Source organism: Hymenobacter piscis, from assembly GCF_018760735.1.
Classification (GTDB): domain Bacteria; phylum Bacteroidota; class Bacteroidia; order Cytophagales; family Hymenobacteraceae; genus Hymenobacter; species Hymenobacter piscis.
In genome coordinates this window covers 209,756-222,309 of sequence record NZ_JAHHZN010000003.1, presented here as the reverse complement: position 1 = coordinate 222,309, position 12,554 = coordinate 209,756, and the positions used below count along the sequence as shown (strand labels likewise).

The 12,554-nt window shown below is 64.3% G+C and carries 11 protein-coding genes; 7 read left to right on the top strand and 4 right to left on the bottom strand.

Features of this window, described 5'->3' with window-relative positions:
* Positions 1-18 precede the first annotated feature (18 nt).
* From KLP40_RS04845 to proC, 4 genes are all read left to right on the top strand, one after another.
* Positions 19-1,095 carry a potassium channel family protein gene (locus KLP40_RS04845; RefSeq protein ID WP_215592570.1) on the top strand — a complete coding sequence of 359 codons (1,077 nt, stop codon included), beginning with the start codon at positions 19-21 and terminating at the stop codon, positions 1,093-1,095.
* A gap of 219 nt (positions 1,096-1,314) precedes the next feature.
* The gene (locus KLP40_RS04840; RefSeq protein ID WP_215592569.1) at positions 1,315-2,538 is read left to right on the top strand and encodes a glycosyltransferase family 4 protein; all 1,224 of its coding nucleotides are present in this window, start codon (positions 1,315-1,317) and stop codon (positions 2,536-2,538) included.
* 11 nt (positions 2,539-2,549) lie between these two features.
* Positions 2,550-3,725 carry a glycosyltransferase gene (locus KLP40_RS04835; protein WP_215592568.1) on the top strand — a complete coding sequence of 392 codons (1,176 nt, stop codon included), beginning with the start codon at positions 2,550-2,552 and terminating at the stop codon, positions 3,723-3,725.
* A gap of 162 nt (positions 3,726-3,887) precedes the next feature.
* The gene (gene proC / locus KLP40_RS04830) at positions 3,888-4,700 is read left to right on the top strand and encodes a pyrroline-5-carboxylate reductase (RefSeq protein WP_215592567.1); all 813 of its coding nucleotides are present in this window, start codon (positions 3,888-3,890) and stop codon (positions 4,698-4,700) included.
* A gap of 241 nt (positions 4,701-4,941) precedes the next feature.
* On the opposite strand, the gene KLP40_RS04825 is transcribed toward proC, so the two are convergent.
* Complete coding sequence (locus KLP40_RS04825; protein WP_215592566.1) at positions 4,942-5,568, bottom strand: hypothetical protein; 627 nt, start codon at positions 5,566-5,568, stop codon at positions 4,942-4,944.
* 265 nt (positions 5,569-5,833) lie between these two features.
* On the opposite strand from KLP40_RS04825, the gene KLP40_RS04820 reads away from it, so the two are divergent.
* From KLP40_RS04820 to KLP40_RS04810, 3 genes are all read left to right on the top strand, one after another.
* The gene (locus tag KLP40_RS04820) at positions 5,834-7,078 is read left to right on the top strand and encodes a bifunctional 3,4-dihydroxy-2-butanone-4-phosphate synthase/GTP cyclohydrolase II (RefSeq protein WP_215592565.1); all 1,245 of its coding nucleotides are present in this window, start codon (positions 5,834-5,836) and stop codon (positions 7,076-7,078) included.
* Positions 7,079-7,164: 86 nt separating this feature from the next.
* Positions 7,165-7,944 (top strand): hypothetical protein, encoded by a 780-nt coding sequence (locus tag KLP40_RS04815; protein WP_215592564.1) that lies wholly within the window; start codon positions 7,165-7,167, stop codon positions 7,942-7,944.
* A 371-nt stretch (positions 7,945-8,315) separates the two neighbouring features.
* A complete protein-coding gene (locus KLP40_RS04810; RefSeq protein ID WP_215592563.1) occupies positions 8,316-9,101 on the top strand; it encodes a hypothetical protein in 786 nt (261 codons plus the stop codon).
* Between the two features lie 142 nt (positions 9,102-9,243).
* Here KLP40_RS04810 and KLP40_RS04805 read toward each other — a convergent pair whose 3' ends face one another.
* The 3 genes from KLP40_RS04805 to KLP40_RS04795 form a co-directional block, all read right to left on the bottom strand.
* On the bottom strand, positions 9,244-11,019 hold the full coding sequence (locus tag KLP40_RS04805; RefSeq protein ID WP_246558639.1) for a M14 family metallopeptidase: 1,776 nt from the start codon (positions 11,017-11,019) through the stop codon (positions 9,244-9,246).
* A 232-nt stretch (positions 11,020-11,251) separates the two neighbouring features.
* A complete protein-coding gene (locus KLP40_RS04800) occupies positions 11,252-11,686 on the bottom strand; it encodes a DoxX family protein (protein WP_215592562.1) in 435 nt (144 codons plus the stop codon).
* Positions 11,687-11,806: 120 nt separating this feature from the next.
* Positions 11,807-12,499 carry a hypothetical protein gene (locus KLP40_RS04795; RefSeq protein WP_215592768.1) on the bottom strand — a complete coding sequence of 231 codons (693 nt, stop codon included), beginning with the start codon at positions 12,497-12,499 and terminating at the stop codon, positions 11,807-11,809.
* Between the last annotated feature and the right edge of the window lie 55 nt (positions 12,500-12,554).

The following is a 12,554-nucleotide window of genomic DNA, read 5'->3' as shown; positions in this document are numbered from 1 at the left end:
CCGCCCTTTTACCACCGTATGCCTTCCGCCGTTCAACCGCCCAAATCTGCGCTGTTGCGCTACGTGCGCGACATCTGGAACCGCTTCAACCTGAGTCGTTTTGTGGGGGCGCTGGTGCTCACGGCCAGCAGCTTTGCCGTGGGCATTGCCGGCTTCATGTGGATCGAGCGGTTCAGCTTCGTCGACGCGCTCTACATGACGATGATTACCGTCTCCACGGTCGGCTTCGGCGAGCTGCACCCGCTCTCGCCCCTGGGACGGCTGTTCGTCTCGTTCTACATCTTCTTCAACCTTTTGATGCTGGCCTACCTGTTGTCGGTGCTCACCACCTACATCTTCGACGGGGGCCTGCGCAACATGTTCGCCATGCTCAGAAACGACCAGGAAATCCGCAGCTATTCCGACCACGTGATTGTGTGCGGATTTGGCCGCAACGGCCGCAAAGCCTTCCAGGAGCTGCGCGCCAGCGGGGCCAAGGTGGTGGTGGTGGAGCAGAACGAAACCCTGCTCAAGGAAGAGCTCGACACGACCCCGGAAGGCATTGCGGCCGTTTACGGCGACGCGACGCTGGACGACAGCCTGCGCGCCGCCGGCGTGGAGCGGGCCCGCGCCCTGATCACCACCCTGCCCAAGGATGCCGACAACGTGTTCGTGGCCCTCACGGCCCGCGAGCTGTCGCCCAACATCACCATCGTGGCCCGGGCCAGCCTCAAAAGCTCGGAAACCAAGCTGCTCCGGGCCGGGGCCGATTCGGTGGTCATGCCCGACGAAATCGGGGGCTCCCACATGGCCAACCTCATCATGCGCCCCGAGGTCATCCGCTTCCTCGACATGATTTCGGGCCTCGGACCCCACCGCCTGCGCCTGGAGGAGCTGCGCACCGAGGAACTACGTCCTGAGCTGCGCGGCCGCAGCATCCGGGAGCTCGACGTGCGCTCCCGCACCGGGGCCACCGTCATCGGTCTGCGCCACCAGGCCGGCGAGTTCACCATTAGCCCCCCCGCCGACATGGTGCCCGGCCCCGGCGACGTATTCCTGTTTCTGGGCACCGAGGAGCAAATCGTCAAGCTCATGGACTCGTTCCGGCTGGTATAGACGGCCCGCCCACCGCCGAAAAATCCGGAACTTATTTTTCGATTTCCGGAATATAGGTTCCGGATTTTTCGCAGGTCGATTTGGCGCCCCCGCTCCGCCGGCGCTGCCGTTGCGGGGGCGCGGGGGCCGGAGCCGGCCGCCGACACGTGGCCGGATGGGCTTCTTTCGTAGTTTTACGGGCTACCTCCGCTGCTGCTTCCCTTCCGCTGCTCTCCTTTCGTGCACATCCTCCAAATCTGCCCGCGCGTTCCGTATCCGCCCACCGATGGCGGGGCCATTGCCATGTACGACGTGGCCGCCGGCCTAGCCCGCGCCGGCCACCGCGTGACGGTGCTGGCCCTCAACACGCCCAAGCACCACCAGCCCGCCACCGTCCTCGACCACCTCGGCCCCAACGTGCGCCTGCTGACCGTGGACGTGGATACGCGCCTCTCGCCAGGCAAAGCTCTGCACAACCTGCTGATCGGGGAGCTGCCCTACAACGTGGAGCGGTTCGTGAGCGAGGCCGTGGAAACGGCCCTGGCGGAGCTGCTGGCCCGGGAACAGTTCGATGTGGTGCAGCTGGAGGGTACGTTCGTGGCCTGGTACGAGGCGGCCATCCGGCGGCTGGCGCCCGGGGTGCCGGTGGTGCTGCGGGCCCACAACCTGGAGCACACCATCTGGCAGATGCTGGCTGCCCGCACCCGTAACCCGCTCAAGCGCTACTACCTGGGGCATTTGGCCGGGCGCCTGCGCCGCTTCGAGCAGCAGATGATGCCCCGCTTCGACGCCCTGGCCGCCATCACTGAACCCGACCAGCAGCGCCTGCGCCGGCTGGGCTGCCCCGAGCCGGTGGTGTTCGTGCCCGCGGGCGTGGACCTGAACCGCTTCCGCCGCGACCCCACTTTGCGGCCCCGGCCGCGCACCCTGTTCATGATTGGCTCCTTCGACTGGCTGCCCAACCAGGAGGGCCTCGACTGGTTTTTGCGCGAAGTCTGGCCCGCGGCGCATCAGCAGTTTCCAGGCCTGGAGCTGCACCTGGCCGGAAAAAACCTGCCCGAGCGCTTCATGCAGCTGCAGGTGCCCGGCATTACGGTCCACGGCTTCGTGGAGTCGGCGGCGGCGTTTATGCAGCAGTACGAGCTGATGCTGGTGCCCCTGCTGAGCGGGGGCGGCATGCGCATCAAAATCATTGAGGGCATGGCCCTGGGCAAGTGCATTCTGAGCACCACCCTCGGGGCCGAAGGCATTCACGTGCGGCCCGGCTTCGATATTGTGGTGGCCGATTCGGCGGCCGACTGGCTGGCGGCGCTGGGCCGCTACCACCGCGGCGAGCTGGGCGCGGCGGCCATCGGGGCGGAAGCCGCCCGCACCATTGCCCGCCTCTACGACAACGGCCGGGTGGTGGAGAGCTTTGTGGATCTGTACAGCGTCGTGCGCCAGCGCCGCGCCGAAACCGCGTAAGTTTGCCCCCGATGAAGCTTCTCGTACTGCTGTCCCGGTTTCCGTACCCGCTCGACAAGGGCGACAAGCTGCGCGCCTACCATCAGCTGCGCCACCTGGCCCGCCGCCACGAAATTTGCCTGTTTGCTCTCTCAGACGAGCCGGTGACAAGTGCCGACCGTGCGGCCGTGCTGCCGCTGTGCACCGGGGGCCTGCACGTGCACTACCTCCGCCGCCCGGGCATTGCCCTGAACATGACCCGCGCCCTGGCCCAGGGGCTGCCGCTGCAAGTGGGCTACTTTCACGACCGCACGGCCCAGGGCCACCTCGACGCCCTGATCCGCCAGTTCCGGCCCGCGCACGTGTATTGCCAGCTGATCCGGATGGCGCACTACCTGCGCGCCCACGCCCCGCACCTGCCCATGACGCTCGACTATATGGACGTGTTTTCCGAGGGCATGCTGCGCCGGGCCGAAAAGGCACCGCTCTGGCAACGGCCCCTCTGGCTGCGCGAAGGCCGCCGCCTGCGCGCCTACGAGGCCCGGGTGTTCGACTGGTTCCGCCACCACACCATCATTTCCGACCAGGACCGCCAGCTTATTCAGCATCCCGGCCGCCAGCAGATTCAGGTGGTGCTCAACGGCATCGACACGCAGTTTTTCCAGCCCCGGGCTACCCAGCCCACGTACGAACTGCTGTTCTGCGGCAACATGAGCTACTATCCCAATGTGGATGCCGCCGTGTTTCTGGCCGAAGAAATCCTGCCGCTGGTGCGCCAGCGGCATCCCGCAGCCCGCCTGCTGATTGCGGGCACTACGCCCGCGGCGCGGGTGCAGGCCCTGGCTTCGGACGCCGTCACGGTCAGCGGCCGGCTGCCCGATATCCGCGACGCCTACGCCGCCGCGCGGGTGTTTGTGGCCCCCATGCGCGTGGGCACCGGCCTGCAGAACAAGCTGCTGGAAGCCATGGCTATGGAGCGCCCCTGCATGACGACGCCGCTGGCCAACAACGCCCTGCGCGGCCGCCCCGGCCAGGATTTGCTGGTGGGTGAGTCGGCCCCGGAGCTGGCTGCCCTGCTTAGCGGTCTGCTCAGCAACCCCGCCGCCGCCACCGAGCTGGGCCGGCAGGGCCGCCGGTTTGTGCAGCAGCACTACAACTGGGAAGCCGCCACCAATACGCTGGAAATGTTATTTTCAACGAGCAATTGACGGTTCGGCTGGTCTGCGCGATGAGTACGGGCCAGCCAGACCGCCGCCACTGCTTTGTCTGGCCGGCGGGCGGTTGACCAGCCCGCGACAAGTCGGATAGACCACCAGGCAGCGTCGGGTGCTCCGGTATTCTTCCCTTTCAAATCTTCCCTGAACTTCCCCATGAAACCACTTCGAATTGCTATTCTGGGCTGCGGGAACATGGGCATGGCCTTCGCCAAAGCCTTTCTGCACTACAATCTCGTGGCCCGGCCCGATCTGCTGCTCATCGGCCGCCACACGGAGCAGTGCGGGCGGCTGAGCGGCCAGCATCCGGGCCTGCCGGTGGCCGAGCTCAGCCCCGCCGTGGCCGACTACGACGTGGTGCTGGTAGCCGTGAAGCCCCAGGATTTCAGCCAGGTGGCGGCCGGCCTGCGGGCCGTGCTGCAGCCCGCGCAAACGGTGGTTTCCATCATGGCCGGCATCCCGATTGCGCGCCTCCAGCGGGAGCTTCAGCACCGCCTGGTGCTGCGGGCCATGCCCAACACGCCGGCTTTGCTGGGTATGGGCATAACCGGCTTTGCGGCTGCGCCGGAGGTGGAGCGCAGCCAGCTGCACCAGGTCGAAAACCTGCTCAACGCCACGGGCCGCTCCATTTTTCTGGAAGACGAGAGCCTGCTCGATGCCGTGACGGCCGTGAGCGGGAGCGGGCCGGCCTACTTCTACTACATCGTGCAGGCCATGATGCAGGCGGGCCGGGAACTGGGCTTCTCCGAGTCGGTGGCCGGCCTGCTGGTGAAACAGACCATGCTCGGGGCCTACCACCTGCTCAACGCCTCCGAGAAAACGCCCGACGAGCTCATTGCCGCCGTGGCTTCCAAAGGCGGCACCACCGAAGCCGCCCTGCGCGAGTTCCGCGCCGGCCACCTGGCCGAAACCCTCATCAGCGGCATGAAAGCCGCCCAGCACCGCGCCACGGAACTGGCGAATGAGTAATTCGGGGAATGAGTGAAGCAAGGAATGAGTGAGCCGTTCGGTTATGGCGAGGCCGGAGGCCGACGCAATCCGTCCTGCACGCAGAGCCAAGCCCCGAGTAAACCCGAAGCCCCTGACGTGCCGACGCCAGGGGCTTTTGAATGGGGCGACGTGGAGAAGTAAGTGAAGGACGGATTGCGTTGCTTCGCTCGCTATGACCGACCGGCTCACTCATTCACTCATTCCCCGAATTATTCATTTCTCACATTCCGGCCAGCTTTTCCAGGGGCATTTGGCGGGCGACTTCCTGCACGAAATCCAGATCTTTCTGCTGGCTGGCTTCGATTTTTATCAAGAAGCGGCCGCCGGCGGTCAGTACCAGCTCGGCGCGGCCGTCCTGCTTGTGAAAGGTTTCCATGCCTTTGATTCCATCGATACTGAGTTGACTGGGGCGGACCAGCTGCTCGTCGTTTTCCTGCTCCAGGCCCAGGGCAAACATGGCAGCCACGCCCTGGTACACGTCCTGGGCCCCGTTGTAGTCGGTCAGGCTGACTTCCAGCGTGGCGTCGCCGCGGGTGAATTTCTGGGTGGCGGTGGAAAACGAGAGGCCGGCCGCTTTGGTGGATTCCCCGCTTGGCGCCGCGGCGGTGTAGTCACCCGGGGAGGCGGGCAGAAACTGCTGTAGCTCCTTGTAAGGCAACGAAACGGTGTCGCCGCGCTGCCGGCGCTGCTCACGCTGGGTTTTGGCTTCGTTGAGCGCGGTTTCGGCGTTCTGGCTCATTTTGCTCACCTGGCTGAGCGTGTCGTAGGATTGTTTGGCTTGCTGGGCCTGTTCGCAGCCGGTGGTCAGCAGCAGGGCGCCGGCCAGCCAGGGGAAGAGTGATTTCATAGGGGCTGGGAGGAGAGAAGCGGAAGAAAATCATATAGGTTAATTCAAATGTATAAATAATTAAATCATATTCTTTGCTGAAAAAGTGCTGTTGCCGGTAAGGGGCCGAACCGCTGGCCGGAGGGCGGCCGGATTTACCTGGGGCGCTGCGACGCCAATTCGTAACTTCGCGGCACCGTTACGGGTTGTAACAGCACTTTCGCGGCCGCTTCGGGGCCAGTTCCGGAATCCGCGTTATCCCTTTAATCCGCATAATCCGCGATTCATGCTTGATTCCATTGAAGACGCCATTGCCGATATCCGCGCCGGCAAAGTCGTAGTAGTAGTTGACGACGAAGACCGGGAGAACGAGGGCGACTTTATCTGCGCCGCCCGCTGCGCCACGCCCGAGGTCATCAACTTCATGGCCACCCACGGCCGCGGCCTGGTGTGCGCCCCGCTTATCGAGCAGCGCTGTGAGGAACTGGGCCTGGAGCTGATGGTGGGCCGCAACACGGCCCTGCACTCCACCCCGTTCACTGTGAGCATCGACCTGCTCAAAAACGGCGTAACCACCGGCATTTCGGCTTCCGACCGCAGCAAAACTATTCTGGCCCTCATCGACCCCGACACCAAGCCCGAAGAGCTGGGCAAGCCGGGCCACATTTTCCCCCTCAAGGCCCGCAAGGAAGGCGTGCTGCGCCGCGCCGGCCACACCGAGGCGGCCATCGACCTCTCCCGCTTGGCAGGCTTCGAGCCGGCCGGGGTGCTGGTGGAAATTCTGAAGGAAGACGGCGAAATGGCCCGCCTGCCCGAGCTGCGCCAGATTGCTGACAAGTGGGACCTGAAGCTGATTTCGGTCCAGGACCTGATCCGGTATCGCCTCGAAAAGGAAAGCCTGATTACCCGCGAAATTTCGGTGCAGCTGCCCACCGACTACGGCGACTTCGACCTGATTGCCTACACCCAGCACAGCAACAGCGCCCAGCACCTGGCCCTGGTGAAGGGCGATATTTCGGGGCCGGAGCCCGTGCTGGTGCGGGTGCACAGCTCCTGCGTGACGGGCGACATCTTCGGCTCCTGCCGCTGCGACTGCGGCCCCCAGCTGCACCGCGCCATGCAGCAGATTGAGCGCGAAGGACGCGGCGTTATCGTGTATATGAACCAGGAGGGCCGGGGCATCGGGCTACTCAACAAGCTGCGGGCCTACAAGCTCCAGGAGCAGGGCCGCGACACGGTGGAAGCCAACCTGGAGCTGGGCTTCGGCATGGACGAGCGCGACTACGGCGTGGGCGCCCAGATTCTGCGCGACCTAGGCATTTCGCAGATGCGCCTGCTCTCCAACAACCCCCGCAAGCGCACCGGCCTGATGGGTTACGGTCTGGAAGTGGTGGATTCGGTAGCCATTGAGGTGGAGCCCAACGAGCACAATGAGCGCTACCTGACCACCAAGCGCGACAAGCTGGGCCACACCATTCTGCACAAAGACCGCAGCGCCCACCCGGACCCGGCCGCTACGACGGCGGGATAAAGCACGTCGTTAGCGGTAACTTGCAACGGCGGATGAGCAGGGGCTTATCCGCCGTTGTAATATTCTCTATTTATTTATTTCCTCAAGTGAAGCACTATCTCACAAGCATTCTGCTGGTGCTGGGCGCCGTGTGTACGGAGCTGAAGAGCCAGGCACAAATCACCGAAAAGTATAAACCAGAGCGCTTCGCGCAGCAGTTTGAGTGGGGCGAAGTAACCCTGACTTCAGGGGAAAAGCTGCAGGGCCCCATTACGCTGCACTGGGCCGAAGACATGGTAATTCTGACCCAGCCGGGCCAGCGGGTAGTGCCGGTCGTACAGATCAGCTATTTCCGGGTGCAGCAAGAGCAGTCTGCTGAAGCGTTTGATCGGAAAAAATTCTACGATTTCGGCCCGATGCGGCGCGGGTATTATCCGGGCCGACCCCGGTTCGAAGCAGTGGTGGCGGAGGCGCACCGGCTGGCCGAATTACCCCCGACCGCAACCCGGGTATTTCATGCCTGCTACTGGAGCCAGACGCCCACCGACCGCAACTTCCGGGCCCTGGGATTCTTTGAGCAGTTGAGTGCCGGGCCCGTTATGCTACTCCGTCGGCAGGCCCTGGTGCTGAAAACAGCCACCTACGGTATAGCCGGAGGAGGCGTTTCCCAGCGGTGGGTCGATAAGAAGGATGGCCTCTACCTCTCGTTGGCCGATGGTAGCCTAGTGTTGCTCGATAAGCCGCAGGATTTCTACGATTGTTTTCCGGCCGTCATTCCGCAGGTTCAGGCGTTTGCCCGACAACACAATCTGGGGCTTACCAAACCCAATGAAGTGGCTTATCTGGTGAATTACGCCAACTCCCTGGTCGCCAACTCGCAACCGTAGGGTTACGCACATTTTTTGAGCCAGCGCGTGCTTATGCTACCTGTAATGCTGCCCATTATGTGCGGGCGGGTTGCTGACGGCCGCTGCCATACATGCCCGATCTGTCAACCCCATCAGAGCTGAGAAAGGCTGTGGCGCACTGGGCTGGCTTTGCGCGGAGATACCCACGGGTTCGGCGACTACGCGGGAGTGTACATCAGCAACGTGGCGATGGAATTTGACGTTGCAAAAACAGGGGTTGTGGGCAGAATCAGACAACAAGCTTGCGGGCTTCGATGGCCGCGTCGGCAACCCTTCCCACCCGAGCCAATACGTGTTCTGTCGGGGGCGTTCTACCCACCTGCCAGAGCCTGGCGCATCGTACTCCAGTCATGAAACCAGCTCCCAGTCAATTTGCACTCCTGCTCTTATGCCTACTACTGCCGCTGCTGGCTCAGGCCCAGCGGGGCAGTGGGCAGGGCTTTATGCAGCGCTTCAACGAGGCCACGGTGCTGCTGAGCACCGGCGACACGCTCAGCGGCCCCGTGCAGCTGCACCGCACCGAGGAAACCCTGCTCATGGAACTGCCCGACAACACGGTGCGCACCCTGCCGGCCGTGAACGTACAGAGCTTCGCGGTGCGCGGCGAGCAGTACGACCAGAGCCGGGAGCGGTTTTACTACGACGATTTCAACACCATGCGGCAGGGCTACTACGCCGGCAACCCCTTCTTCAGCGCGGTGCCGCCGCCCCGCCGCCGCGAGCGGGCCGATACCAACCTGACGCGCGTGTTCCGCACCTACCGCTGGAACCGCGACAACGACTACAGCGACTTTCGGGCCCCCGCCTTCTTCGAGCAGCTCAGCGGCGGCCCCGTGGTGCTGCTGCGCCGGGAGGGCCTCGTGGAGCGCCCCATTACCTACAGCGGCCCTTACGGCTACGGCGCCTCGGCCGGCCGGCCGGTCGGCTATTACACTGAAGTCAAGGACAACTTTTACCTGGGCCTGCCCGGCGGGGAGGTGCGGCCCCTGCGCAACCCCAAAAAGGACCTGCCCAATTACTTCCGCGCCCACGCCCGCCAGCTGGAGCAGTACGCCAAAGCCAACCGCCTCAGCTACACCGACCCCCGCGAACTGGCCTACTTGGTGAACTACGCCAATTCGCTCGGGGATAAATGAGTGAATTGGTGAATGAGTGAGTTGTGCTGTCATTCTGACCGGAGTATTCTGGCCTACTTTACCGTTGACAGTCCTGGATTCTGCACGCTGCTCAGGATGACAGTACGGTTCACTCATTCACCAACTCACTCATTCACTCATTCTACAGCACCCGCAGCACCGGGTAGCGCAGGTGAGTGGGCTCGTAGTGGTCGGATTGGCGGTAAACCCAGTCGAGCTGGGCGGCGGCGTTGGCGGCAAAGGCGGGGTCCTGCTGCTTTTTGGCGTCGAGCTGGGCACGCAGCTCGGGCCGGCGGCGCAGCAGGGCCGCGGCCACGTCCTCGAAGACATAATCGGAGAAATGCTCCTTCTGCTGCAGCATACTATCGAAGAAGCCCCAGGCGAAAAACGAGTCAGTGGCCTGGGGTTCGAGGGTTTCGATGAGGTAGCGGGCGGCGGGCTGGGCTAGGGAAATGTAGTAGTCGCCGCGCAGAAACTGGCGGGGCTGCTGCACCGGGCGCACCTGCACCTGGGAGTGGAGGTAGTGGCCCTCGTAGGGCCGTTGGCCGGTTTTGTAGTCCTGAATGTAGTAGCCTTCGCCGTTGATGACGGTATCCATGGAGAGCGTGCGCAACTGCACGCCCGAGAGGCGCAGGCGCTCCGCTACCTCGCCCCAGGCCTGGGGCAGCACGTAGGCCCGGGGCCGCTGCACGGTGGTGGTGGGCCGGAAGGTGTTGTAGTAGGGAATGGCCCTGGTGAAGGGCGCAGTGCGGTCGTAGTAGAGGCGGGGCTGCCCGCTCACCTCACTGGCCCTGGTTTTGCCCGCAAACCCGCGAAAAGTAAACTGCTCAACCTGCGTAGTATCCAGCGTCCAGCCCAGCGGAAACTGCTGCTGCTGCCGGCTCTGGCGGGCCGCCGTGGCACGGGCCTCTCCCAGAGCGGTGGCCTGCTGGTGGGTGGTGTTGATAAGCAGCGCCAGAAAATCATAAGTGGCTTTTACCCGGGGCGTATACGCCTTGAGCATGTGGGTTTCCGTGACGAAGCCGATGGTGTTGAACAGGGTGGTGTAGCCGGTGGAGTAGCGCGGCGTTTCGAGGAAGCCCACCAGGCCCCGGGCGTCGGGCGTGCGACCCTGAAAGTCCACGTAGGGCGTCAGGTACCACTTCTGGCGCTCCATGCCCCCGTACAGGGCCGGGAGCAGCTGCTGTTGCATGTACTGGCTGAGGGCCGGGTGCAGCTTGTCCTTCTGGGTGGCAATGAGCGTCATCGTGTACTGGTAGTCGGCCCCGTTGGAGGTGTGCGTGTCCACGTACACGTCGGGCTGCCAGCGCTGGAACAAGGCCGCAAACGAGCGGGCATTGCGCGAATCCTGCTTGATATAGTCCCGGTTCAGGTCGAGGTTGCGGGCGTTGCCCCGGAAGCCGTAGCTCTCCGGCCCGTTCTGGTTGGTGCGGGTGGTGCTGTTGCGGTTCAGGGCCCCGTCTACGTTGTAGATCGGGAGGATGACCAGCACCACATCGGTAAGCTGGCGGCGCAGGTTTTTCTGCTGCACGTAGTCGCGGGCCAACAGCATGCTCGCGTCAATGCCCTCCGGTTCGCCGGGGTGAATGCCGTTCTGGATAAACACGATGCGCCGGCCCTTGGCCCGCAAAGAGGCCGCATCAAAGTCGCCATCCAGAGACACGACTACTTCGTGCAGGGGCCGGCCGCTGTCGGTGCTGCCGGCCTCGCGGAGCTGGATTTCAGGGTAGGCTGCTGCCAGCCGCTGGTAGTAGCGGATGCACTCTTCGTGGGTGGTAGTCTGGTTACCATTGCCCAGCTCGAAAGGCGTGCGCCAGTCGGGCCCCGGCGCGGCGGGGGCGGGGGGCGAGGTCAGCACCAGGGCGGCAAGCAGGGCAGCGGCAAGCAGGGCAGCGGAAAGCAGGGAGGGCGGGAGCATAGAACAGAAGTAGCGTGCGAAGTAAAGATGGGCAACTCCGCGCATTTCCCGGCAGCCGCGCCGGCTGGTTCCCGTGAAACGCGCCGCCGGTTCCGGCACGACAGCGGGCGTCTTTTCCCCAATTCAGTATCAATTATACGCTGCCACCGCAACCCTACCCGCCAGGGCCGTAGCCTCTAAGCTCTAAGCTCTAAGCTCTAAGCTCTAAGCTCTAAGCTCTAAGCTCTAAGCTCTAATACAGCCGCCGCGGGCCGGGAAACAGGAGCTGATCGAGGCTGAGCTTGCCGGGGCCGGCGAAGGCCAGGCCCAGGAACAGCAAGGCCGACTCCAGGGCGTGGGAGTAACCGCTGAATCCGTCGCCGGCGTTCAGGTGCATCACGGTCGCCATAAGCATGGTGCCCAGCAGCAGTACGCAGGCCAGGCGGAAGAACAGGCCCAGGGCCAGCAGCTGCCCGCCCACGGCTTCGGCCACGGCCGCCAGAAACCCCCAGAACGCCGGGGCGAAATCCAGACCCACCAGCTTCATCACCCCGCCCACCTCGGCCCAGGCAGCCGGTCCGCCCGTGAGTTTAGGGTAGCCGTGGATGGTGAACATGATGCCAATGCCGACGCGCAGAATGAGCAGGCCGAAATCGTGGGTGCGGTAGCGGTTTTCAAACAGAGCCATGGGCGGTCGGTCCGGCGGGGGCGGGGAGGAGTATAATGCAACAGAAACCGTAAGCGGAGGTGCCTTCGGTCTGCCAAAGTACACTATTTGCAGCGTAGTGCAATTTTTGAATATTCGGGCTTAGCGGTAGAGCAGAATGGCGGTGATACGGGCGGCGGGCGGAATGTCGGCCGACTCCATGTTTTCCGGCGGCCTGGGGGGCAGCGAGTTGGGGTCGATAACCCAGGCCATCTGCACCTCTCCCGAGACGGCAGCCAGTCCGGCGGGCGTGTTGCGGATGCGCGTGAGGCCCAGGTTCTGGCGGGCCGCCCCGAACGGAGAACCCACCCCGATGCCCTCGGCGGTGCGATACTGCGGATCCAGGATCCGGATGCGCCGCACCTGCCAGCCCCCGCCCGGGGCCGCCATCAGGTGCAGCACGGTAGCCGGGGCGTCGGGCCGGGCGGCGTCGAGCAGCTCGTAGGCGGGCAAGGTGCGGCCCTGGTCCTGGTAGGTGGTAGCCCTGAGCCGGGCGGCCGGCACCAGTTCCCGCAGGCGGGCCTCCGACATCCCCAGCTTCAGGCGGCCGGCCTGCCCCGGACTCACCAGATGCAGCGAATCGGGGAGAGGGGCGCCGGAGGGGGCCGTAGGCGCGGTGGCCTGGGTCGCTACCGACTGTCCGCCCGGAGCGCCCACCGGCGTGCCATCGGCGGCCACGAAGGGTGGCGCGCCCGAGGTGGCGGCGGCGCGGGAGGAAGGAGAATCGTTGCAGGCACTCAGGCCCAGCAACACGGCCGCCAGGGCTGGGCCGGAAAGGGAAAAACGAAACAGCATCCTGCGCTATACGCGCCCGTTCGCCAGGGAGTTCACAACATCCGCCCCCCGGCTC